The sequence below is a fragment of the Streptomyces sp. NPDC001970 genome (assembly GCF_053594115.1).
On record NZ_JBSFDW010000012.1, the window covers coordinates 166,327 to 190,652 of the forward strand.

The window sequence follows — 24,326 nt, forward strand, 5'->3', positions numbered from 1 at the left end:
CCGCGGAGCCGACGCCGCGGGCGTACCGCCCGAACGACCCATCGCGCAACACGCTGAGGAGAAGCACGACATGAACCCGTACCACCCAGAGCCGGCAACGGCCGGCACGGCCCGTCGGCGCCGAGGAGCCGCGCTATGAGGGTGCTACTGCTCGGAGCCAACGGCTTCCTCGGCCGCTTCGTCGCCGACCGGCTGCTCGCCGACCCGGCCGTGCACCTCACCGCCCTGGGGCGCGGCGACGACGCCGACGTACGGTTCGACCTCGCGGGCGGCAGCCCGGGCGCGCTCACGCGCTTCCTGGACGCCGTCCACCCCGGAGTCGTGATCAACTGCGCCGGCGCGACCCGCGGCGGCGCCCGCGACCTCACCCGGCACAACACCGTGGCCGTCGCCACCGTCTGCGAGGCCCTGCGCCGCAGCGGCTGCGACGCCCGCCTCGTCCAGCTCGGCTGCGCGTCCGAGTACGGGCCCTCGCAGCCCGGCTCGTCCACGGCCGAGGACGCGGTCCCGCGTCCGGGCGGCCCGTACGGCGTCTCCAAGCTCGCCGCGACCGAGCTGGTGCTCGGCTCGGGACTGGACGCCGTCGTCCTGCGGGTCTTCTCGCCCGTCGGCCCCGGCACCCCCGCCGGATCCCCCCTCGGCCGGCTCGCCGAGGCGATGCGGCGCGCCATGCAGTCCGGCGACGGCGAGCTGAAGCTCAGCGGGCTCGGTGTGCAGCGTGACTTCGTCGACGTGCGGGACGTCGCGCGGGCCGTGCACGCCGCCTCGCTCTCCGCCGCGCAGGGCGTCGTCAACATCGGCACCGGCCGTGCCGTACGGCTCCGGGACGCCGCCGCCGTACTGGCCAGGGTCGCCGGATACGCGGGAGCGCTCCATGAGCTCGACACGCCCCCGGTCCGCCCCGGCCATGCCCCCATCGGCGCCCCCCGCGGCCCGGAGTCCCTCGCCGAGCACCTCGGCGTCACCCCGTACCCGTACCCCGACGGCTGCGGCAGCTGGCAGCAGGCGGATGTGCGCACCGCCCGCGACCGGCTCGGCTGGCGGCCGCGGATCAACCTGGAGGAGTCCCTCGCGGACATCTGGATGGAGGCGGCATGCCGTATCTGATCACGACCGGGGACACGCTCTCCGCGACCGGCGCCGAGCGACTCGGCTTCGGTGTCCCCGGATACGCCCACCCGCTGCTCGCCCCCGTCGAATGGGCCGAGCTGACCCGCCCGGGCACCCCGATGCACTGGGCCGTGCTCAATGTCTCGGACGGCGGCCCCGGCACCCGCCCCGACCCGCACTGCCTGGAGGCCGCCGGCAGGCTCACCAACGCCGGAGTCCGGGTGTTGGGCCATCTCGACCTCGCCCACGGCGGCCGGCCCTTCGGCGAGATCGTCGCCGACGCCCACCGCTACCTCGACTGGTACCGGGTCGGGGGCTTCCTGCTGGACCGCTGCCCGGTCGAGCGCGCGGATCTCACCGGGGTGCGGCGCGTGTCGGCCACGCTGGAGGCCGTCCTCGACGGCGGTCACCTGGTCCTCGGCCATGGCACGCACCCTTACCCGGGCTACGCGGAGGTGGCCGACCAACTGGTGACGTTCTCCGGGCCCTGGACCGACTACCGCTGGTCGCAGGTCGCGGAGTGGACCGCGAACTACCCGCCCGAGCGGTTCGTGCACTTCGTGCACGGTGTGCCGCGGACCCATCTGGACGAGGCCATGCGGATCGCCCGCTGGCAGGGCGCAGGCACGATCTTCTTCACCGACCGCGTGGCCACGGGCGCCGGACAAAGTGGAGCGTTTGACGCCTTGCCCGGCTACTGGGACGAAATCGTCTCGCGGATTGGACCGGGTGTCTCGGAATGAGAAGGCGCGTGGCACTGTTACAGCCAGAACCATCGTACTGACGTAACCACCAACGGAGTCCCCGTGTCGCTGCCACCCCTGGTCGAGCCGGCTGCCGAGCTCACCGTAGACGAGGTCCGCAGGTACTCCCGCCACCTGATCATCCCGGATGTCGGGATGGACGGGCAGAAGCGGCTGAAGAACGCCAAGGTGCTCTGTGTGGGCGCCGGTGGCCTCGGCTCGCCGGCCCTGATGTACCTGGCCGCGGCCGGGGTGGGCACGCTCGGCATCGTGGAGTTCGACGAGGTCGACGAGTCGAACCTGCAGCGCCAGATCATCCACAGCCAGGCGGACATCGGCCGCTCCAAGGCCGAGTCCGCACGTGACACCGTCAAGGGCATCAACCCGTACGTCGACGTGGTCCTTCACGAAGAGCGGCTCGAGGCCGAGAACGTGATGGACATCTTCAGCCAGTACGACCTGATCGTCGACGGCACGGACAACTTCGCCACCCGCTACCTGGTGAACGACGCGTGCGTGCTGCTGAACAAGCCGTACGTGTGGGGTTCGATCTACCGCTTCGACGGTCAGGCCTCCGTCTTCTGGTCCGAGCACGGTCCCTGCTACCGCTGCCTCTACCCGGAGCCCCCGCCGCCGGGCATGGTCCCTTCCTGCGCCGAGGGCGGCGTGCTGGGCGTGCTGTGCGCGTCCATCGGCTCCATCCAGGTCAACGAGGCCATCAAGCTGCTCGCCGGCATCGGTGAGCCGCTGGTCGGCCGACTGATGATCTACGACGCCCTGGAGATGCAGTACCGCCAGGTCAAGGTCCGCAAGGACCCGGACTGCGCGGTCTGCGGCGAGAACCCGACCGTCACCGAGCTCATCGACTACGAGGCTTTCTGCGGCGTCGTGTCCGAGGAGGCCCAGGAGGCGGCCCTCGGCTCGACGATCACTCCCAAGCAGCTCAAAGAGTGGATCGACGACGGCGAGAACATCGACATCATCGACGTCCGCGAGCCGAACGAGTACGAGATCGTCTCCATCCCCGGCGCGCGGCTGATCCCGAAGAACGAGTTCCTGATGGGCAACGCCCTCCAGGGGCTGCCGCAGGACAAGAAGATCGTCCTGCACTGCAAGACGGGTGTCCGCAGTGCGGAAGTCCTCGCCGTGCTCAAGTCCGCGGGCTTCGCGGACGCGGTGCACGTCGGCGGCGGAGTGATCGGCTGGGTCAACCAGATCGAGCCGGACAAGCCCGTCTACTAGGTCGTCGGAACCGGACTCCGCAGCACCGGACTCCGCTGGAAGGGGCCGGCCCACAAGGGCCGGTCCCTTTCGCATGCCGGGACACGTGAGCCGCGCGCCCCGCGCGAGCGGCCGGGCGGCGCCTAACCGCAGGTCCTGCCGTCCTCCGGGACCTTGCCGTCCAGCAGATAGCTGTCCACGACGGCGGTCACGCACCGGTTCTCGGGAGTGTAACCACCGTGGCCCTCGCCCTTGTTGGTGAGCAGCACCCCGACCCCCTCGCCCAGCTCGTCCGCCATCCGCCGCGCGCCCTCGTACGGCGTCGCCGGGTCGCCGGTCGTGCCGACCACCAGGATCGGGCCCGCCCCCTTCGCGCTCGCCTCCGGGGTCTCCCGCTCGCCCGGCACCGGCCACTTCGCGCACCAGCCCGCCGTGTCCCACGCCAGGAACTCGCCGAACACCGGGGATATCTCCCGGAATTCGGGCAGCAGCGCCTTGGCCTCCGCCGCCGTGGGCCGCTGCTTGTCGTCCGCGCACGAGATGGCCCGCTGCGAGTGGCTCTGTGTGCTGTAATGCCCGCTCTTGTCACGGTCGTTGTAGAAGTCGGCGAGCGAGAGCAGCTTTGTGCCGCGGCCGCGCTGCTCGGCCTCTTCGAGGCCCTGGGTCAGCTCGGGCCACAGGCTCGTGGAATAGAGCGACATGGCGATGCCGGTGATGGCGAGACTCTGCGTCAGCTCACGGTTGCCGCCGGCCGGCAGCGGCCGGCGATCGATCCGCTCCAGCAGCCCTGCTATGCGCTGCGAACCCGCCTCGGGGTCCTCGCCTCTGCTCATGAGGTAGTTGTCCAAGGCCCGTTGGAAGCCGGTGGTCTGGTTCCGGGCGTGACCGATCGCGTCGGCCGTCGGGTCCACCACCGCGTCCAGCACCGTCCGTCCCACGTTCTCCGGGAAGAGATGGGCGTACGTGCCGCCGAGCTCCGTGCCGTAGGAGATGCCGAAGTAGTTGAGCTTGCGGTCGCCCAGGACATGGCGGATGAGATCCATGTCGCGCGCGGCGTCGGACGTACCGACGTGCGGGAGGACCTTGCCCGAACGGGCGGCACAGCCCGCCCCGAAGCTCTCGGCGTCCTTGAAGAACTCCGCCTCCTCGGCGGGCGTGTCGGGCGTGAGGTCGACGCGGGACGCGGCCCGCTCCTGCTCCCTGTCGTCGCGGCAGACGACACCGGCGCTGTCCGCGACGCCGCGCGGGTCGAAACTCACCAGGTCGTAGCGGGAGTTGAGCTTCCCGTACTCATCGGCGAAGCCTGGCAGACTGTCCACTCCCGAGCCGCCCGGACCGCCGAAGTTGAACAGCAGCGAACCGAGGCGCTTTTCCTCGTCCCGTGCCTCGCGGCGGATGAGCGCGATGGAGATCGTCTCGCCGTCCGGGGCGTCGTGGTCGAGCGGGACCTTCACCTCGGCGCAGGTCCAGCCGCCGCCCTCGCAGGGCTGCCAGTCGGGACGCTGCTGCGTGAGCGCGTCGGGCAGTCCGCGCGCCGCGTCGCCGTCGCGCACCGGCGCCGGGGCTCCCTGCCCTGCACCGCCTCCTCCACCGGTGCCCTTCGGGTCGCTGTCACAGGCCGTCAGCGCTCCGCCGGCCACCGCCAGCACGACGGCCGCTGCCCCCACCCTCGTACGCCATGTCATTCCAGGCCCCCGAAGTATCACCCGACTGATCCGACTGCCTGCCATCCTAGGTGTCATGACGGACAGTGACCATCGCTGTGGATATCGTCATTGGCAGACGGTCCCGGCGGCCGGAACCCGCCCCTCCAGCAGGTAGCCGTCCACGGCGTTCTTCACACAGGCGTTGCCGCTGCCATACGCCCCGTGACCTTCGCCGCGGTACGTCATCTCGATGCCGACGCCCTTGCCGAGTGCCTCGACCATCGCCTTGGCACCCGCGTAAGGCGTCGCCGGGTCCCCGGTGTTGCCGATGACGAGGATCGGGGCCGCACCCGGGGCGGAGACGTCGGGGTGCTCCCACTGCCCGGGCACCGGCCACTCGGAGCAGCCCATCAGGCCCCAGCCGAGATAGTCGCCGAAGACGGGCGATGCCTTGCGGAACTCGGGGAGTTTGGCCTTCGTCTGCGCGAGCGAGTACCGCTCCTTGAAGTCGACGCAGTTGATCGCCGCGTTGGCCGCCTGGATGTTGCTGTAGCGGCCCTGCCTGTCGCGTCCGTTCATCGCGTCGGAGAAGGCGAGGAGCAGCGCGCCGTTGCCGCCGTCCGCCTCGTCGAGGCCCTGCTCCAGCAGCGGCCAGTACTCCTTGGAGTACAGGGCCTGGGCGATGCCGTTCGTCGCCTGGGTCTGGGTGAGCTCGCGGTCGCCGCTGGCCGGGATCGGCTTCTTCTCGAGCCGCGCGAGCAGCTCGATGATGAACTGCTGGACCTCCTGCGGAGTGCTGCCCGGCAGCTGGCACGCGTCACCGCGCGCGACACAGTCCTCGGTGAAGTTGTCGAGCGCCAGCTGGAAGCCCTTGGCCTGGCCGAGCGAGCCCTCCTCGGCGGAGCTGTTCGGGTCGACGACGGCGTCGAAGACGGCCCGGCCGACGTTCTTGGGGAACAGGTGCGCGTAGACGCCACCGAGTTCGGTGCCGTACGAGAAGCCGAGGTAGTGGAGTTTGTCGTCGCCGAGGACCTGCCGCATCAGATCCAGGTCGCGGGCGGCGTTCGTGGTGCCGACGTAGGGCAGGTCCTCGCCGGAGTTCTTCTCGCAGCCGTCGGCGTACGTGCGCAGACGGTTCGTGTACGCCTTCTCCTCGGTGGCGTCGTCGGGCGTCGCGTCCTGTGCGTAGTACTCGTCCAGCTGCCTGTTGTCCGCGCATTCGACGGCCTCGCTGCGGCCCACGCCGCGCGGGTCGAAACTGACCAGGTCATAGCGTTCGCGCAGCTTCTCGTAGTCCTTGGCGGATGCGGGCAGACCGCTGACTCCGGAGCCGCCGGGGCCGCCGAAGTTGAAGATCAGGGAGCCGATCCGCCGGGACTGGTCCCGGGCCTTGCCACGGATGAGGGCCAGCTCGATCGTCTCGCCGTCCGGATCCGCGTAGTCGCGGGGCGCGTCCATGAAGGCGCACTCCCACGGCGTCCCGCCGGGCAGCGGCGAGGGGGCCGGGCCGCCGCCCTCCGCCTCCGAGGGGGCCGGGCACGGCTGCCAGTCCAGTTTCTGGGCGCCCAGGTCCTGACGGCCCTGCTTCTCCTTGCCGCTGTCGCCGGTGTCCGAGCAGCCGGCCGTGACGAGCAGTACGGCGGCGGTCGCGGCGGCGAGGACGGTGCCGGCCCGCCGGACGCCGGCAGCGCGACGGGTGGCCGGGGTGGTGTGCCGGTCGGGGGGTGTGGGCCCGTCGGGGGAGGAGGTGGGCATGAGCCCATCGTGCGCGGTACCGCGGTCGCCCGCCTGTCGACGGCGGGCCATGCGGGTGGACACAGGGGCCCCCGCGCGGCCCGGTGTCCACCCCTGCGCAGGGAGCGGCGGCCGCAGCCGCTAGAGCGAACCCTTGCGGGTGAGCTGGTTGAAGGCCAGCCACCCCGGCAGCACCGGCAGCCACAGTGTCAGCAGCCGGTACAGCAGCACGGCCGGAGCCGCGACCTCAGCAGGCAGGCCCACCGCGATCAGGCCGATCGTCAGCGCGCCCTCGACCGCACCGATGCCGCCCGGTGTCGGCGCCGCGGACCCCAGCGCGCTGCCCGCCAGGAAGACCACGGCGATGCTGGCGTAGCTGAGCTGCTGGTTGCCGTTGTCGAACGCCCGGATCGACGCGTCCAGGCACATCACGAACGTGCCGCTCAGCAGCAGCATCCCGCCGATGCCGGTGGCCAGCTTCACCGGCCGCTGCAGGACGTCCAGCATGCGCGGCACCACCCCGGCGAACAGTGACCGCAGCCGCGTCGCCAGGAACTTCCGCAGGAAGGGGATCGCGGTCACCACCAGGAGCAGCACGGCGACGGTCAGCAGACCCGCGATGACGGTCCTGGACGGAGTGAGCGACGACGTCTTCTCCGTGCCTGTCAGATAGCCGAACGAGAGCAGCAGCAGAATGTGCGCGCCGAGCCCGAAGAGCTGCGAGGCGCCGACACTCGCCACGGCAAGCCCGGGGCGCACGCCGGAGCGCTGGAGGAAGCGTGTGTTGAGCGCGACACCGCCGACCGCCGCAGGGGCGACGATCTTCACGAACGAGGCTGCGATCTGAGCGAAGACCGTCCGCAGGAACGACACCCGCTCCGGTACGAAGCCCAGCAGGCTCATCGCCGCCGCGATGTAGCTCAGCGCCGAGAAGAGGACCGCGGCTGCCACCCAGCCCCAGTGCGCCTCGGCGACCACGGTGAGATCGGTCCTGGTGAGCTGCGACAGCAGGAAGTACGCGGCGATGGCCCCGGCGATCAGACTGACCAGTGTGCGCGGCTTGATCCGCTCCAGCCTGGCCGGCTCGACCGGCGCCTGCGGCCGGATCAGCAGCACCTGCCGGCGGATCTGGGCCAGCAGGTCCTCCTCGCGGGCCTCGTCCAGCGCCTCGTCCATGGCCCGCTTCTCGGCCTGCTTCTCGGCGCGCAGCGACCTACGGGCGGCCTTCTTGTCGCCCTTGTCCCCCTTGACGCCCGCCTCGTCGCCACCGTCACCGACGGAGGCCTCGACCCTGGCCTGCTTGGCCGACTCCGCCGCCGCCAGCACCGCCTCGCGCTCGCGCTGCGAACGCTCCCGGGCGAGCCGCCGCAGCGTCGCGCGCGTGGAGCGGCTCAGCGCGATCGGCTGGAGCAGCGGCAGACAGTCCGCGACCGCGTCCGGGCCGAGCACCTCGACCGCCGCGGCCACCGCGCGCTCGGCGCCCACCCGCAGACCGACCGTGGCCAGCAGCTGGGCGATGTCCATGCGCAGCACCACATCGCCGGCCGCGATCTCACCGCCGCGCAGATCGGTCAGCACCACCGCGCCGGAACGATCCACCAGAATCGCGTCACCCGTCAGCCTGCGGTGCGCGATACGCCGCGACTGCAGCGCCCTGACCTGCCGGAACGCGCCGAGCACGACGTCGTCGGTGGTTTCTTCGTCCGACAGGGAGTCCAGCGTGCGGCCTCCGAGGTGCTCGTACACCAGCATCACGGCGTCCGGGCCGAGCTCGGACGTGGCGATCAGCTTGGGCGCGTTGGCCCCCGCGGCGATCGCGGCGTACGCGAGCAGTGCCTCCTGCTCCAGCGCCTGGCGCAGCGACTGGATCGAGCGGCGGGTCGTGATGCCGCGCAGCGTCAGCCTGCGCCACACCCGGTAGAAGTACCCCTGCGCCTGCTGCTCCCGGTCGACGACCGTCACGTCGAGCGGCGGGCCGTCCTCCAGCGTGACGAGGTAGCGCCTGCCGCGGTCGCCCTGGTCGGTGGGGGTCCCCCCAGCGGGACGAGGGGGAGAGTCCGGTACGTCCTCGGCGCGCATCGCCGTGACCGGGCGGAAACCGACATGGCGAAGACCCGCCAGCAGGGTCTGGCCGGTCGGCCGCACGTTCGGGGAGCCGACCGCGTAGAGCGTGCCGTACGCCACCGTCCAGCCGATCAGCACGGTGAGGATGATCGAGAACGGTGTGGTGTAGCCCGCGACCAGCATCGCGAAGGCGTCGAGCAGCAGCACACCCCACAGCGCCACGCGCCAGCGCGGGCGGCGGGCCATGCCGACGGCCGTCATATAGGCGATGACGGGCGCGAGATAGCCGTGGACCGGATCGGTGAGCCCGCCGCCCGTCTGCGGCTGGGTCAGCGCGTCCTGGATCTGGCCGGGCGCGGCCTCGGCGACCCAGAGGTCGGTGGCGAGGGTCACGCCATGGGCGAGTACGGCGGCGAGGACCCCGTCGGCGATGCGCAGCCCGTCCCGTTTGATCAGCCGCTCGATGGCGAAGGCGACGGGGACGAGCAGCACGGCGATGCTGGACACCAGACCTGCGAGCTTGACCAGCAGGTCGGGGGCCTGGCCGGTGCCCTTGGAGATGTCCGACTCCAGGCCGGACGTGGTGCCGTGGGCGAAGGCGGCGATGGCGAGGACGACGATGATCGCCAGCACGCCCATGAGCAGCCGCGTCAGGTCGGAGGGGCGGTGCACACGGGCGGGAAGGAGGGGCTCGTCACCGGAGACGCGCTCGGCGGGGGCGTCAGCGTCGTGCTCAGGGGCGTGCGGCGCCTGCTGGGCGTGCGAGTCGGCCGGGGCGGGCTGCGGGTCGGGAGGACCGTGCGGACCCTGCGGGCCGGCTGCGGCGGGCGCTTCGGGTGCGGCGGGCGTTTCGGGTGCGGCGGGCGTTTCGGCCGTGTCCGGGCCCCGCCCGGCCTCCTTGCCGGGGCCCGGCGTCCGCGTTTCGGGGCGCGACTCGGAACCGGAGGTGCTTGCCGCCGTCGCAGGCCGCACGCCCCGCTCCTTCGTCGCGTCTGTCTCTTCTTGGTCTCGTATCACCAGTCACCGCCCGGATGATGGTGGCATGCCGCACCGACAGAGGGGGGCATCAGGGTGCAGGCCCGCTGTCGGTGCCATGGTGCAGGATGGGCCGGATGAGCGATGAGGTGCCGGAACTGCCGGAATACGCGGAGCGGGTGCTCGACGTCGCCGAGCGTATCCCGCCGGGCCGGATCATGACGTACGGCGATGTCGCCGAATGGCTCGGCGAGGGCGGGCCGCGCCAGGTCGGCCGTGTCATGGCCCTGTACGGCGGAGCGGTGCCCTGGTGGCGCGTGGTGCGCGCGGACGGGGTGCTGCTGCCCGGCCACGAGCTGAGCGCTCTGGAGCACTACCGTGCCGAGGGCACCCCGCTGAGGGAGGCCTCGCGCAGCACGCAGGGCCATGTGCCCCGCCTCGACATACGGCGGGCGCGTTGGGACGGCGTCGCGGACGCGACGGACGCCGGCGCGACGGACACGGAAGCTCACACCTGACAGCTTCCGCCATTCGGCGGTGCGATGAGTCCTCCGAGACACGTACGGAGTACCCGACACGGTCCGGACCGGACTCCCTGCGACCCGGGCGCGACCTGGCGTAGCGTCGTCGGAACCGTCTTCGGCACCTTTGTACCCACGCGGCCCGCGCTTGCGCACCGGCCCCTGACCCCTCACCACCAGCACACCCACCAGGACCGGCGATCCACGTGAGTTCCTCCCCTTCCAACGGGCGTACACCGCACCGTCGGGTACGGCAGGGGATCCCCCCACGCCCGCAAGGGGGTGGAGGCAGGACCCCGGGTGCGTACCGGCTGGTGCGTACCCCGCCAGGCCCGGTGGATCCCCCTCTCCTGGACGCCTCCCAGCGCGCGGTGGTTGACCATGAACGGGGACCGCTGCTCGTGCTTGCGGGGCCGGGGACGGGGAAGACGACGACACTGGTCGAGGCGGTGGCGGCGCGGATCGCGCGGGGAGCGGATCCGGAGCGGCTGCTCGTCCTCACCTTCAGCCGCAAGGCGGCGGTCGAACTGCGCGACCGGATGGCGCTGCGGCTGGGAGGCGCGCGGGCGCCGCAGGCGACCACCTTCCACTCGTACTGCTACGCGCTGGTCCGCGCCCACCAGGACGCGGACCTGTTCGCGGAACCGCTGCGGCTGCTGTCGGGTCCCGAACAGGACGTGGCGGTACGCGACCTGCTGGCCGGACAGCTCGACCTGGAGCGCGAGGGACGCGGCGGGGCGCGCTGGCCCGCCGAGCTCCGGGCCTGCCTCACCACGCGGGGCTTCGCCGACGAGGTACGGGCCGTGCTCGCCCGGAGCCGTGAGCTGGGCCTCGGCCCGGACGCGCTCGCGGCCTTCGCGCGGCGTGCCGGGCGGCCCGACTGGGGAGCGGCGGCCGCGTTCCTCGCCGAGTACCTGGACGTCCTCGACATGCAGGGCGTGCTCGACTACGCGGAGCTGGTCCATCGCGCCGTGCTGCTGGCCGGGGGGGACGTCCCCCTGCCCGCGTACGACGCCGTCTTCGTGGACGAGTACCAGGACACCGACCCCGCGCAGGTGCGGCTGCTGCACGCGCTCGCCGGCGGCGGGCGGACCCTGGTCGCGTTCGGCGACCCGGACCAGTCGATCTACGCCTTCCGCGGCGCGGACGTGAACGGGATCCTCGACTTCCCGGAGGCGTTCCCGCGCAGGGACGGCCGCCCGGCGCCGGTCGCCGTTCTCACCGCATCCCGCCGCTCGGGGGCGGCGCTCCTGGCCGCGACGCGCCTGCTCACGCAGCGCATGCCGCTGACGCGGCTGCCCTCGGAGAAGGTCCGCGCCCACCGCGAACTGACGGCGGCCCGTGCGGGCGGCCGGGTCGAGGTCTGCACGTACCCGACGGCGTCCACCGAGTTGGACAACATCGCGGACGTCCTCCGCCGCGCCCACCTCGAGGACGGCGTCCCCTGGAACGACATGGCCGTCCTCGTCCGCGCCGGCGACCGCAGCCTGCCCGCGGTCCGCCGCGCCCTCACTGCTGCCGGCGTACCCGTGGAAACGGACGGCAACGACCTCCCCCTCCGCCACGAACCCGCCGTCACCCCCCTCCTCACCGCCCTCCGCACCGTGGCGACGCCCCCGACCACCCCGTCCGTCCCCGCCCACACTGTCCTGGCCCACGCTGTCCCGGGTGAGGGGCGAACGGACGACCCCGACGCAGCGCCCGGGCACCCCGTCCCCGCCGTCACCCCCCTCGATCCAGAAACCGCCCTCACCCTCCTCACCTCCCCCCTCGGCGGCATGGACACCGCCGACCTCCGCCGCCTCGGCCGCGCCCTGCGCGACGAGGAGCGCGCCGCCGGCAACAAGTTCCCCCCGCCCTCGGACACGCTCATCGCCCGCGCTCTCGCGGAGCCCGAGCGACTCACCGCTCACGACCCCGCGTACGCCCGAGGCGCGCAGCGGCTCGGCGCGCTCCTGCGCAAGGCGCGCGAGCTCCTCGACGGCGGCGGCACCGCCGAGGAGGCCCTCTGGGAACTCTGGAACGGCACCTCCTGGCCGCACCGCCTTCAGCGCGCCTCCCTCCGCGGCGGCGCCGCCGGCCGCAACGCCGACCGCGACCTCGACGCCGTCTGCGCCCTCTTCGAGACCGCCGCGCGCGCCGAGGAGCGCACCGGCGGCCGCGGCGCCCTCAACTTCCTGGAGGAGCTGGAGTCGCAGGACATCGCCGCCGACACCCTCACCCGGCGTGCCGCCCGCCCCGCAGCCGTACGCCTCATGACGGCCCACCGATCCAAGGGCCTCGAATGGGGCCTTGTCGTCGTGGCCGGCGTGCAGGAAGGCCTCTGGCCCGACCTCCGCCGCCGTGGCTCCCTGCTCGAAGCGGACCGCATCGGCCGCGACGGCCTCGCCGAGCCCCTCACCCCCGGCGCCCTCCTCGCCGAGGAGCGCCGCCTCTTCTATGTCGCCGCCACGCGCGCCCGCGACCGCCTCGTCGTCACCGCGGTCAAGGCGCCGGCCGACGACGGCGACCAGCCCTCCCGCTTCCTCACCGAACTCGGCGTCGAGCCACGGGACGTCACCGGCCGTCCGCGCCGGCCCCTCGCCGTCGCCCCGCTCGTCGCCGAGCTGCGCGCCACCACCGTCGATCCGGAAGCCTCCGAAGAGCTGCGCGAGGCCGCCGCCCGCCGCCTCGCCCGCCTTGCCGCGCTCACCGACGACGAGGGCCAGCCGCTCGTCCCCGCCGCGCACCCGTACCGCTGGTGGGGACTGAACGAGCCGACCCGCAGCAGCGTGCCCCTCCGCGACCGGGACCAGCCCGTGACACTCTCCCCGAGCTCGCTCGAGAAGCTCACCAGCACCTGTGCGCTGCAGTGGTTCCTGGGCCGCGAGGTCAAGGCGGACGCCCCCGCCACCGCCGCCCAGGGCTTCGGCAACGTCGTCCACGTACTCGCCGACGAGGTGGCCTCCGGCCGTACCCCCGCCGATCTCGCCGTCCTCATGGAGCGCCTCGACTCCGTGTGGGACGCGCTCGCCTTCGACGCCCCCTGGAAGTCCCAGCAGGAGAAGGAGCACGCGCGCACCGCCCTCGAACGCTTCCTGCGTTGGCACGTCATGGACCGTGGCGGTCGCGTCCCCGCCGTCACCGAGCACGACTTCGACGTCACCCTCGCGGCGGGGGCGTACGAGGTGCGGATCCGCGGTTCCATGGACCGCGTCGAGGAGGACGCGCAGGGACGTGCGTACGTCGTCGACTTCAAGACCGGCAAGCAGGCACCCACCAGGGACGAGGTCGCCCACCACGCCCAGCTCGCCGTCTACCAGCTCGCCGTCCGCGAAGGCGCCGTCGACGACGTGTTCGACGGCCGCCGCCCCGAGCCCGGCGGCGCCGAACTCGTACAACTGCGTCAGCCCGCCCCCAAGAGGGAGGGCGGCGACTCCCTGCCGAAGATCCAGTCCCAGGAGGCGCTCACCGGCGAATGGGTCGGCGACCTCCTCGCCACCGCCGCGGGCCGCGTCCTCGACGAACGCTTCACCCCCACCACGGGCACGCACTGCGGTCAGTGCGCCTTCCGCGCTTCGTGCAGCGCGCAGCCCGAGGGGCGTCACGTCGTGGAGTGAGACCGGCGGGGCAGCGCTGTCAGTGGCCCCCGTTAGCCTCTCTGAGGTGTCCGCACGCATGACCGACCCCGAGCAGCTCAAGGAGCTCCTCGGCATCCCGTTCACCCCGGAGCAGACGGCCTGCATCACGGCACCGCCCGCCCCGCAGGTCGTCGTGGCCGGAGCCGGTTCGGGGAAGACGACGGTGATGGCCGCGCGCGTGGTGTGGCTCGTGGGCACGGGGCAGGTGGCCCCCGAGCAGGTCCTGGGCCTGACGTTCACCAACAAGGCGGCCGGCGAGCTCTCCGAGCGCGTTCGCACCGCTCTGGTACGGGCAGGAGTCACGGACCCGGACGTGATCGACCCGGACAACCCCCCGGGCGAGCCCCGTATCTCCACGTACCACGCCTTCGCCGGGCAGCTCCTGAGCGACCACGGCCTCCGCATCGGCCTGGAGCCGACATCGCGGCTGCTCGCCGACGCCACCCGGTTCCAGCTCGCCGCACGCGTGCTGCGCGAGGCCCCGGGCCCGTATCCCGCGCTGACCAAGTCCTTTCCCGCCCTGGTCAGCGATCTGCTCGCGCTCGACGCGGAGCTGGCCGAGCATCTCGTACGCCCCGAGGACCTGCTCGCGTACGACTCCGGGCTCCTGCACACCCTGGAGTCCGCCAGGCTCACCAATGCCGACCTGCGCAAGGTCCCCGATGCGGCCGCCGCCCGCCGCGAGCTGCTCGACCTCGTCGTCCGCTACCGCGCGGCGAAGAGTGCCCGCGATCTGCTCGACTTCGGTGACCAGATCGCCCTCTCCGCCGAGCTCGCGCTCACCCGCCCCGAGGTGGGCCGCGTCCTGCGGGACGAATTCCGGGTGGTCCTGCTCGACGAGTACCAGGACACCTCCGTGGCCCAGCGGCTGCTGCTCTCCGGACTGTTCGGCAAGAGGTCTCCCCAGGACGGAGTCCCGGAGGACGGGGTCGGGGTTGCGGAGGAGGGCACGGGGCATGCCGTGACCGCGGTCGGCGACCCCTGCCAGGCGATCTACGGCTGGCGCGGCGCGTCCGTCGCCAACCTGGACGACTTCCCGGAACACTTCCCGCACGCGGACGGCAGCCCCGCCACCCGCTTCTCGCTGAGCGAGAACCGTCGCAGCGGCGGCCGCCTCCTGGACCTCGCCAACGGTCTCGCCGAGCCCCTGCGCGCGATGCACGAAGGCGTCGAGGCGCTGCGGCCCGCGCCCGGTGCCGAGCGCGACGGTTCCGTACGGATCGCGCTGCTGCCCACCCACGCGGAGGAGATCGAGTGGCTCGCCGACTCGATCGCCCACCTCGTGCGCACGGGCAAGGAGCCGGGTGAGATCGCGGTCCTGTGCCGCACGGCAGGGGACTTCGCCGAGATCCAGGGCGCGCTCGTCGCCCGCGACATCCCCGTCGAGGTCGTCGGCCTCTCCGGACTCCTGCAACTGCCCGAGGTCGCCGACCTGGTCGCCGTCTGCGACGTCCTGCAGGACCCGGGAGCCAACGCCTCGCTCGTACGGATCCTCACCGGGCCGCGCTGGCGCATCGGCCCCCGCGACCTCGCCCTCCTGGGCCGCAGGGCTCGTCTCCTCGTCCACCGCGCCCGGGAGGACGACGGAACCGACCCCGACGAGCGGCTGGCGGCAGCCGTCGAGGGCACCGATCCGGCCGAGGTGATCTCGCTCGCCGACGCGCTCGACACGTTCCTGGAGGCGAACGAACCGGACGACGGCCTGCCGTTCTCCGCCGAGGCCCGCGTCCGCTTCGCCCACCTCGCAAAGGAGCTGCGCGACCTGCGCCGCTCGCTCGCCGACCCGCTCATGGACGTCCTGCACCGGGTGCTCGCCACCACCGGCCTCGAGGTCGAGCTGTCGGCCTCCCCGCACGCCCTGGCGGCCCGCCGCCGTGAGACCCTCGCCAACTTCCTCGACACGGCGGCGTCCTTCGCCTCTCTGGACGGCGAGGCGACCCTGCTCGCCTTCCTGGGCTTCCTGCGCACCGCCGCGCAGTACGAGAAGGGCCTCGACAACGCGCTGCCCGGCGGCGAGAACACGGTGAAGGTCCTCACCGCCCACAAGTCCAAGGGACTGGAGTGGGACGTCGTCGCCGTGCCCGGGCTCGTCGCGGACCAGTTCCCGAGCACCCGCTCCCGTGAGTCCTGGACCGCCCAGGCGAAGGTCCTGCCGCACGCGCTGCGCGGCGACGCCGGAACGCTCCCGGACGTCGCGTCCTGGGACGCGAAGGGCCTCAAGGCCTTCAAGGAGGAGATGAAGGACCATCAGCACATCGAGGAGCTACGCCTGGGCTATGTGACCTTCACCCGCCCGCGCTCGCTGCTCCTCGGCTCGGCCCACTGGTGGGGCCCCACCCAGAAGCGCCGCCGCGGCCCGTCCGCGTTCCTGCAGGCCCTGTACGAGCACTGCGCGGCGGGCTTCGGCGAGATCGAGGCATGGGCCGACGAGCCGGACGAGGACGCGGAGAACCCGGCGCTCCACGAGCAGGCACAGGAGTACGTCTGGCCCCTGCCACTGGACCCCACGGCTGCCGCGCGGCGCCGCGCGGCCGCGGACCTGGTGCTCGCGCATCTGGACTCTCTCTCGGGGCATGCGCCGGACGGGCCGGAGGTTGCTCAGGACGACCCCTGGCCGGACGAGCTCGCCCCTCTCGAGGAGGACGCCTGGGACGCCGAGCTTGCCGAGGCGGAGCTCGGCGTGGCCGAGCACGCCGCGGCCGACGATCCGTGGCGCGAGGAGCCTCGGGCCGACAAGCCGTATTCCGAGGAACCGTGGGCCGACGATCCGTGGCGCGAGGAGCCTCGGGCCGACAAGCCGTATCCCGAGGAACCGTGGGCCGACGATCCGTGGCGCGAGGAGCCTCGGGCCGACAAGCCGTATCCCGAAGAACCGTGGGCCGACGAGCCATGGCCCGAGGACCCGGATGCGCCCGACGCCCTCGACGACGTCCCTGCCCCTGGTGACGAGGCGGGTTCCGGGGCCCCTGTGCCGGAGCGCCGCCTTCCGGGCCACGCGGGCCACCCGGGCCACCCGGGCAACCCGGGCAACCCGGACGCGCGTCGACCGGCCGGTGTCCCCGGGCAGGACCTCACCCCCCGTCTCCCCGCCCAGCGTCGCGCCGAACGGCTCCCCCCCGAGGTCGCCCGGACCATCGCGTCCTGGGACCGTGATCTCGAAGCCCTCACCGGCGAGCTCCGCCGCGCCCGCGCCGCCGTGCGCGACGTACCCGTACCGCCGTCGCTCTCCGCCTCGCAGCTGCTGCGGCTCGCCGCCGACCCCGACGGGTTCGCCCAGGAACTGGCCCGTCCCATGCCTCGTCCGCCGCAGCGCGCGGCCCGCCGGGGCACGCGGTTCCACGCCTGGGTGGAGTCGCGGTTCGAGGAGCTGCCGCTGCCCATGCTCGGGCCCGACGAGCTGCCGGGCCGCGACCCGGACGACCCGGACGAGGCGGAGATCGCCGACGAGCGGGATCTCGCCGCGCTCAAGGAGGCGTTCGAGCGCACGCCGTACGCGCGCCGCACGCCCTACCGCGTGGAGGTGCCGATCCAGGTCACGCTCGCGGGCCGCGTCATCAGGGGCCGTATCGACGCGGTCTACCGCGACGCGGCCACCGGCGCGTTCGAGATCGTCGACTGGAAGACCGGCCGGGCCCGCGACGCCGACCCGCTCCAGCTCGCGGTCTACCGTCTCGCCTGGGCCGAGCAGCACGGCATCCCGCCGGAAGCCGTCGACGCGGCCTTCGTGTACGTACGTACCGGGGAGGTTGTCCGCCCCGGCGCCCTCCCGGACCGGACCGGACTCGAACGCATCCTCCTCCAGGACCCGGCCGGCGAGGACCTGCGCCGCGAGGACCTGCCCGGGGACGACCCCGCCGGCGGGCACCCGGCGCTCGAGGACCCGCCCCTGGAGCCCCCCGCGCACGACCGGGCCGACGAGTCCACTCCGAGCGCCGGTTAGGCTCAACACCATGAGCGACACCCCGGACAGCGCCGTCCGCGCGTACATAGATCAGCACCGCGCCGACTTCCTCGACGACCTCGCCGAGTGGCTGCGCATCCCGTCCGTCTCCGCCCAGCCGGAGCACGACGCGGACGTGCGGCGCAGCGCCGACTGGCTCGCGGTGAAGCTCAAGGAGACCGGCTTCCCGGTCGCCGAGATCTGGGAGACGGACGGCGCCCCGGCCGTCTTCGCCGAGTGGCCCTCCGACGATCCGGACGCCCCGACCGTCCTGGTCTACGGCCACCACGACGTGCAGCCCGCCGCCCGCGAGGACGGCTGGCACACCGACCCGTTCGTGCCGGTCGTCAAGGACGGCCGGATGTACGCGCGGGGCGCGGCCGACGACAAGGGCCAGGTCTTCTTCCACACCCTGGGCGTGCGCGCACACCTCGCCGCCACCGGTCGCACCGCCCCCGCAGTCCACCTCAAGCTCCTCGTCGAGGGCGAGGAGGAGTCCGGCTCGCCCCACTTCCGCGACCTCGTGGAGCGGCACAGGGACCGTCTCGCCACCGACGCCGTCATCGTCTCCGACACCGGCATGTGGTCCGAGACCACTCCCACCGTCTGCACCGGCATGCGCGGCGTCGCCGACTGCGAGATCGAGCTGTACGGGCCCGACCAGGACATCCACTCCGGCTCCTTCGGCGGCGCGGTGCCCAACCCCGCCACGATCGCCGCCCGCCTCGTCGCCTCGCTCCACGACGAGAACGAACACGTCGCGATCCCCGGCTTCTACGACGGCGTCGCCGAGCTGACCGACACCGAGCGCGAGCTCATCGCCGAGCTGCCCTTCGACGAGGCCGAGTGGCTGCGTACGGCCACGTCGTACGCGACCCTCGGCGAGGCCGGCCACACCACCCTGGAGCGCGTCTGGGCCCGGCCGACCGCCGAGGTCAACGGCATCGGCGGCGGCTACCAGGGACCCGGCGGAAAGACGATCATTCCGTCCTTCGCGCAGCTGAAGCTCTCCTTCCGCCTGGTCGCGGGACAGGACCCGGACCGGATCGAGGAGGCGATCCGCGCCTGGGTCGCATCCCGGATCCCCGCGGGGATCCGGCACAAGATCACCTTCGGTGCCGCGACCCGCCCCTGTCTGACGCCGTTGGACCACCCCGGCCTGCAGGCGGTCGCCCGGTCCATGAGCCGCGCCTTCGACGGCCGGAAGGTGCGCTTCACCCGCGAGGGCGGCTCGGGGCCGGCAGCCGACCTGCAGGACGTGCTCGGTGCACCCGTGCTGTTCCTGGGGATCTCCGTCCCGTCCGACGGATGGCACGCGCCCAACGAGAAAGTCGAACTGCACCTGCTGCTCAAGGGCGTCGAGGCCACCGCCCATCTATGGGGCGACATGGCCGGCGCCCTCCGCTGACAATCCACCGAATCGCCAGGGGGAGTGGGAAGTACCTGTGAGCACCTTCGATCACGTCGCCGACGGTCGTCCGATCGGCCTCACCGCGCCGAGCGGCATCGACCGCGCGGCGCATCACCGACTCGACGAGGCATGGCTGGCCGCGGCTTGGAGCCACCCGACGACCCGGGTGTTCGTGGTCTCCGGCGGGCAGGTGCTCATCGACGACACCCCCGACGGTGACACCGAACTCGTCATGACCCCGGCCTTCGAGGCCCCCGTCACCGAGACCCACCGCTACTTCCTGGGCACGGACCAGGACGGCGTCAGCTACTTCGCGCTGCAGAAGGACACCCTGCCCGGGCGCATCGACCAGTCCGCGCGCCCCGCCGGGCTGCGCGAGGCCGGACTCCTGCTGTCCCCGCGCGACGCCGGGCTGATGGTGCACGCGGTCGCCCTGGAGAACTGGCAGCGGATGCACCGCTTCTGTTCCCGCTGCGGCGAGCGCACGGTCATCGCCGCCGCCGGACACATCCGCCGCTGCCCGGCCTGCGGCGCCGAGCACTACCCGCGCACCGACCCCGCGGTCATCATGCTGGTCACGGACGAGGAGGACCGAGCGCTGCTCGGCCGGCAGGTGCACTGGCCGGAGGGCCGCTTCTCGACGCTCGCGGGCTTCGTCGAGCCCGGTGAGTCCATCGAGCAGTCGGTGGCCCGCGAGGTGTTCGAGGAGGCCGGCGTCACCGTCGGAGACGTCGAGTACGTCGCCAGCCAGCCCTGGCCCTTCCCGTACAGCCTGATGCTGGGCTTCATGGCCCGCGCCACCTCGTCGGAGATCAACGTCGACGGTGAGGAGCTCCACGAGGCGCGCTGGTTCTCACGGGAAGACCTGCGGGCCGCATTCGAGTCCGGGGAGGTGCTGCCTCCCTACGGGATCTCGATCGCGGCCCGCCTCATCGAGCTCTGGTACGGCAAGCCCCTGCCGAAGCCGGGTGCCGCCGCCTGACGCCCGGCTGCGCTCAGGCGCCGATCTTCTGCTTGACCTGAGCCAGCGAAGGGTTGGTCAGGGTCGAACCGTCGGCGAAGCGAACGGTGGGGACCGTCTGGTTTCCACCGTTGGCCTTCTCGACGAAGGCCGCGGACTGCGGGTCCTCCTCGATGTTGACCTCGACGTACGAGATGCCTTCCCGGTCGAGCTGGCTCTTCAGCCGGCGGCAGTAGCCGCACCAAGTCGTGCTGTACATCGTCAGAGAACCCTGCATCTTCGTCCCGCTCCTCTGGCTCGTGGGATGTCCGGCTACTCGAACGTACGCGACCCGGCCACCATTCCCGGCCCCCCGCATGAGACAGCGCACATGAGCCCCCGCGGATGCGGCCCCGTACAGCCCGTGCACGAGCTGTACATGAGCCCCGCACGAGACCCCGTATTAGTACGACCGATGCGGCTCCCCTGTGGACAGCCGTCCCGGTGATCTCGCCCGACCTGGCAGCATGGCGGGGTGACAGCAGCAACGCACTCCACACTCTTCCCTCAGGTCCCCGAGTCGGCGGACGCGGTGCTCGACGGGCTCGACCCCGAGCAGCGCGAGGTCGCGACCGCCCTGACCGGTCCGGTGTGCGTCCTGGCGGGCGCCGGTACGGGCAAGACGCGCGCGATCACCCATCGCATCGCGTACGGGGTGCGGGCGGGGATACTCCAGCCCGCGAGTGTGCTGGCCGTCACGTTCACCAACCGTGCCGCGGGGGAGATGCGCGGCCGGCTGCGCCAGCTCGGAGCGGGCGGAGTGCAGGCCCGCACGTTCCACTCGGCGGCTCTGCGCCAGCTCCAGTACTTCTGGCCGAAAGCCGTCGGCGGTGAGTTGCCGCGGTTGCTGGAGCGGAAGATCCAGCTGGTCGCAGAGGCCGCCGCGCGCTGCCGGATCCGACTCGACCGTAATGAGCTCAGGGATGTGACCAGCGAGATCGAGTGGGCCAAGGTCACCCAGACCGTGCCCGCCGACTATCCCGCGGCGGTCGCCAAGTCGCTCAGGGACGCTCCGCGCGACCCGGCGGAGATCGGCCAGATCTACGCGCTGTACGAGCAGCTGAAGCGCGACCGCTCGGTGATCGACTTCGAGGACGTGCTGCTGCTCACGGTCGGCATCCTCCAGGACCGTCAGGACATCGCCGACCAGATCCGTCGCCAGTACCAGCACTTCGTGGTGGACGAGTACCAGGACGTGTCGCCGCTCCAGCAGCGGCTGCTCGACCTGTGGCTCGGCGACCGGGACAGCCTGTGCGTCGTCGGCGACGCGAGCCAGACGATCTACTCCTTCACCGGAGCCACCCCCGACCACCTGCTGAACTTCCGTACCCGCCACCCGAACGCCACGGTGGTGAAGCTCGTCCGCGACTACCGCTCCACCCCGCAGGTGGTGCACCTTGCCAACGGTCTGCTGAGCCAGGCCCGCGGCCGCGCAGCCGAGCACCGGCTCGAGCTGATCTCGCAGCGCGACCCGGGCCCCGAGCCGGCCTACACGGAGTATGCGGACGAGCCCGCCGAGGCCGAGGGCACCGCCCGCCGCATCCGCGATCTGATCGCCGCCGGAGTCCCGGCCGGGGAGATCGCGGTGCTGTACCGGGTCAACGCGCAGTCGGAGGTCTATGAGCAGGCCCTCGCCGACGCGGGTGTGCCGTACCAACTGCGCGGTGCCGAGCGATTCTTCGAGCGTGCCGAGGTACGGGAGGCCGGGGTCGCCCTGCGCGGCGCCGCCAGGGCCGGGGGGAACGACTCGCTGCTGGACGACGCGGAGGGCCTGGCGTCCCAGGTCCGCGCGGTGCTCTCGACCAAGGGCTGGACGACCGAGCCCCCGGCCGGTTCCGGTGCCGTCCGGGACCGCTGGGAGTCCCTTGCCGCGCTGGTCCGTCTTGCCGAGGACTTCGCCCGCGTGAGGCCGGAGGCGACGCTGGCCGATCTGGTCGCCGAGCTCGACGAGCGGGCAGCAGCCCAGCACGCCCCGACGGTGCAGGGCGTCACGCTCGCCTCGCTCCACTCCGCGAAGGGGCTGGAGTGGGACGCCGTGTTCCTGGTCGGCCTCACCGAGGGCATGATGCCGATCACCTACGCCAAGACCGACGAGCAGGTGGAGGAGGAGCGCCGGCTGCTCTACGTCGGGGTGACCCGGGCCAGGCTCCATCTGTCGCTGTCCTGGGCGCTGTCCCGCTCGCCGGGCGGCCGGGCCTCCCGCCGTCCCACCCGCTTCCTGGCAGGACTCCGGCCGGGCTCCGCCGCGCCCGGGGCCGGCCGTGCGGGCGGCGGCGGCGGCATCGAGCGTGGCGGCGGTTCCGCCGGACGGCGCAAGCGGCGTGGGCCCGTTCTGTGCCGGGTGTGCGGCAAGACGCTCACCGACGCCGGTGAGATGAAGCTGATGCGCTGTGAGGACTGCCCGTCCGACATGGACGAGGCGTTGTACGAGCGGCTCCGCGAGTGGCGCTCCGAGCAGGCCAGGGAGTTGGGCCAGCCCGCGTACTGCGTCTTCACCGACAAGACCCTGATGGCGATCGCGGAGACGGTTCCCGGGAGCGAGGGCGAGCTCGCCGGCATCTCCGGCGTCGGCGGGCGGAAGCTGGAGCGCTTCGGGACCGACGTCCTGGCCATCTGTGCAGGCCAGGAGGTTGAGGGGGGTGGCGAGGGTGACTGATACAAACTCGTCGAAAAAATAGTTTGCGCCCGCCCCAGTCATCCCCATAGGTTCTTAACCACGAGAACAGCGGCTTCTCTGAAGCCCTGCGCTCGTGCTGTACTTATCCGAATACGCGCGATCGGCCCCGGCCGGTCCCAGAGACGCCGAGAGGAGGCGATTCCAGTGATCAGCATCAACACCAGCTTCATCCGCACCACCGCCAAAATGACCGATCGCTCGGTCGTCTCCGCCTGCTCGCTCGGTCTCTCCGGTTCGGCGTTCATTGGCACCGGTCTGTCCGGCTTCTCGGCCGTGCTTCCGGTCTCCGTCCCTGCGGGTCTGCCCGTCCGGGAGCGCAATGAGCGACCGACCAAGGCACTGGAAGCAGGAGTAGCAGCGGCAGAGGCGAAGGCCTATGCCTTTGCGGCGGCCAGTGCCGGCACCAAGAAGCAGACGACGCAGCACCACACCATGTGGGCCTTCCGTGGGCTCGAACCCTGGAGTGATCCAGCCTGATCCATCATCAGGCCGGCGCCTTCAGGGCCGCGGAACCCCACCAGGGATCCGCGGCCCTTCTGTTTTCCCCGATGAGGAAACAGAGCGAAGGGGCCTCGGGACCAGCAAGACCCGGTACCAGCCGAAGCCCGGTCAACAGACCGGACCGACCAGACGAGGAAAACACCACCGTGCAACTCGAAGCGCACGCCCCGTCCGTACCGCCTTCCGAAACGATCCCCCCGCCCGGCCTCACGGAGGACTCCACCTTGACCCCGCTCACCGCGCTGACCGCGCTCGACGACGCCATCGAGAACCTCGGCGTACCCGTCCCCTGCCGCTCCTACGACCCGGAGGTCTTCTTCGCCGAGTCGCCGGCCGATGTCGAGTACGCCAAGTCCCTCTGCCGGACCTGCCCGCTGATGGAGGCCTGCCTCGCAGGTGCCAAGGAGCGGCGTGAGCCGTGGGGTGTCTGGGGCGGAGAGCTCTTCGTCCAGGGTGTCGTCGTCGCCCGGAAGCGGCCGCGTGGCCGCCCGCGCAAGAGCCCGGTCGCGGCATGATCGCCGCCGGCACCATCGACCGTCCCCTCACGCACGATCCCCAGAAGCAGGCCCCGATGACCTCTTCCACGAGCGAGCCGTCCGGCTCCGCCACCCCAGCTGTCACCACCATCGGCGCGAACGCCTCGCGTCAGAACAGGACCCGTGAGATGCAACTCATTCCAGAAGCCCTGGCTCGTGCGCATATGCACGAGCGCCTGCGGGAAGCCGACGTGGAACGCCAGGCCGCGCGCCTGATCGCTGCCCGTCGGATGCAGCGGCGCGCCGAGCGCGTGTCGATGCGAGCCCGCCGTGCGCTGGCCATGGCCGTCATGCAGTAGCCGACAGCCACAGCACGGCCGCACACACCGTGCGCAGTTCCTGTCGCGGGGGCCGGTCCGAACGGACCGGCCCCCGCGGTGCGTTGTTTCCGTCGGCCGCCTCGTACGGGGTTATCGTCACGAGGTGGACCAGCACACTCATCACCCTGTCCAGCCGGGTGCCGAGAACGCCCTGTGTTCCCGGTGCGGCAAGGTCGCCGAGGGCATTCCACCGACCTGGATCTGCTCCGTGGAGAACGGTCGGCGCCATTACTTCTGCGACGACTGCGCCCGCGCCAACATCAGGGCCATCGAGGGACGGCTCGACTCCACCTGGTGGTGACGGGCC

Annotated in this window: 17 protein-coding genes; 13 read left to right on the plus strand and 4 right to left on the minus strand. The window is 72.1% G+C overall.

Annotation, left to right across the window (positions count from 1 at the left end; all coding sequences use genetic code 11):
- The first annotated feature begins 135 nt into the window (after positions 1–135).
- The 3 genes from ACWCP0_RS17530 to moeZ all read left to right on the plus strand — a co-directional run bounded on the left by ACWCP0_RS17530 (position 136) and on the right by moeZ (position 3,095).
- A complete protein-coding gene (locus ACWCP0_RS17530; protein ID WP_451079683.1) occupies positions 136–1,107 on the plus strand; it encodes an NAD-dependent epimerase/dehydratase family protein in 972 nt (323 codons plus the stop codon).
- A complete protein-coding gene (locus ACWCP0_RS17535) occupies positions 1,095–1,853 on the plus strand; it encodes a spherulation-specific family 4 protein (protein ID WP_451079684.1) in 759 nt (252 codons plus the stop codon). Before ACWCP0_RS17530 ends, ACWCP0_RS17535 begins: the two co-directional genes overlap by 13 nt.
- A gap of 63 nt (positions 1,854–1,916) precedes the next feature.
- The gene (gene moeZ, locus ACWCP0_RS17540) at positions 1,917–3,095 is read left to right on the plus strand and encodes an adenylyltransferase/sulfurtransferase MoeZ (protein ID WP_451079685.1); all 1,179 of its coding nucleotides are present in this window, start codon (positions 1,917–1,919) and stop codon (positions 3,093–3,095) included.
- A 122-nt stretch (positions 3,096–3,217) separates the two neighbouring features.
- On the opposite strand, the gene ACWCP0_RS17545 is transcribed toward moeZ, so the two are convergent.
- From ACWCP0_RS17545 to ACWCP0_RS17555, 3 genes are all read right to left on the minus strand, one after another.
- On the minus strand, positions 3,218–4,759 hold the full coding sequence (locus ACWCP0_RS17545) for an alpha/beta hydrolase (protein WP_451079686.1): 1,542 nt from the start codon (positions 4,757–4,759) through the stop codon (positions 3,218–3,220).
- 87 nt (positions 4,760–4,846) lie between these two features.
- Positions 4,847–6,475: an alpha/beta hydrolase gene (locus ACWCP0_RS17550; RefSeq protein ID WP_451079687.1), complete on the minus strand. Its 1,629-nt coding sequence runs from the start codon at positions 6,473–6,475 to the stop codon at positions 4,847–4,849.
- A gap of 120 nt (positions 6,476–6,595) precedes the next feature.
- Positions 6,596–9,490 carry a lysylphosphatidylglycerol synthase domain-containing protein gene (locus tag ACWCP0_RS17555; RefSeq protein ID WP_451079688.1) on the minus strand — a complete coding sequence of 965 codons (2,895 nt, stop codon included), beginning with the start codon at positions 9,488–9,490 and terminating at the stop codon, positions 6,596–6,598.
- 140 nt (positions 9,491–9,630) lie between these two features.
- On the opposite strand from ACWCP0_RS17555, the gene ACWCP0_RS17560 reads away from it, so the two are divergent.
- The 5 genes from ACWCP0_RS17560 to nudC all read left to right on the plus strand — a co-directional run bounded on the left by ACWCP0_RS17560 (position 9,631) and on the right by nudC (position 19,967).
- Positions 9,631–10,011 carry an MGMT family protein gene (locus tag ACWCP0_RS17560; RefSeq protein ID WP_451079689.1) on the plus strand — a complete coding sequence of 127 codons (381 nt, stop codon included), beginning with the start codon at positions 9,631–9,633 and terminating at the stop codon, positions 10,009–10,011.
- 209 nt (positions 10,012–10,220) lie between these two features.
- Positions 10,221–13,613 (plus strand): ATP-dependent helicase, encoded by a 3,393-nt coding sequence (locus tag ACWCP0_RS17565; protein ID WP_451079690.1) that lies wholly within the window; start codon positions 10,221–10,223, stop codon positions 13,611–13,613.
- Positions 13,614–13,659: 46 nt separating this feature from the next.
- On the plus strand, positions 13,660–17,574 hold the full coding sequence (locus tag ACWCP0_RS17570) for a UvrD-helicase domain-containing protein (protein WP_451079691.1): 3,915 nt from the start codon (positions 13,660–13,662) through the stop codon (positions 17,572–17,574).
- 10 nt (positions 17,575–17,584) lie between these two features.
- Positions 17,585–18,982, plus strand: a complete 1,398-nt coding sequence (locus tag ACWCP0_RS17575) for a dipeptidase (protein ID WP_451079692.1) — start codon at positions 17,585–17,587, stop codon at positions 18,980–18,982.
- A 37-nt stretch (positions 18,983–19,019) separates the two neighbouring features.
- Entirely contained in the window at positions 19,020–19,967 is a 948-nt protein-coding gene (gene nudC / locus ACWCP0_RS17580; RefSeq protein ID WP_451079693.1) for an NAD(+) diphosphatase, read from the plus strand.
- 13 nt (positions 19,968–19,980) lie between these two features.
- On the opposite strand, the gene ACWCP0_RS17585 is transcribed toward nudC, so the two are convergent.
- Positions 19,981–20,223, minus strand: coding sequence for a mycoredoxin (locus ACWCP0_RS17585; RefSeq protein WP_451079694.1), 243 nt, complete (start codon positions 20,221–20,223; stop codon positions 19,981–19,983).
- Positions 20,224–20,460: 237 nt separating this feature from the next.
- Between ACWCP0_RS17585 and ACWCP0_RS17590 the strand changes: the two genes are divergently transcribed.
- The 5 genes from ACWCP0_RS17590 to ACWCP0_RS17610 all read left to right on the plus strand — a co-directional run bounded on the left by ACWCP0_RS17590 (position 20,461) and on the right by ACWCP0_RS17610 (position 24,320).
- Positions 20,461–22,641, plus strand: coding sequence for an ATP-dependent DNA helicase UvrD2 (locus ACWCP0_RS17590; RefSeq protein ID WP_451079695.1), 2,181 nt, complete (start codon positions 20,461–20,463; stop codon positions 22,639–22,641).
- A gap of 165 nt (positions 22,642–22,806) precedes the next feature.
- Entirely contained in the window at positions 22,807–23,139 is a 333-nt protein-coding gene (locus ACWCP0_RS17595; RefSeq protein WP_351226383.1) for a hypothetical protein, read from the plus strand.
- Between the two features lie 170 nt (positions 23,140–23,309).
- Positions 23,310–23,678, plus strand: coding sequence for a WhiB family transcriptional regulator (locus ACWCP0_RS17600; protein WP_451079696.1), 369 nt, complete (start codon positions 23,310–23,312; stop codon positions 23,676–23,678).
- Entirely contained in the window at positions 23,675–23,998 is a 324-nt protein-coding gene (locus tag ACWCP0_RS17605) for a hypothetical protein (RefSeq protein ID WP_451079697.1), read from the plus strand. The genes ACWCP0_RS17600 and ACWCP0_RS17605 overlap by 4 nt, the downstream gene beginning before the upstream one ends.
- A gap of 124 nt (positions 23,999–24,122) precedes the next feature.
- Complete coding sequence (locus ACWCP0_RS17610; protein ID WP_451079698.1) at positions 24,123–24,320, plus strand: hypothetical protein; 198 nt, start codon at positions 24,123–24,125, stop codon at positions 24,318–24,320.
- Positions 24,321–24,326: the final 6 nt, after the last annotated feature.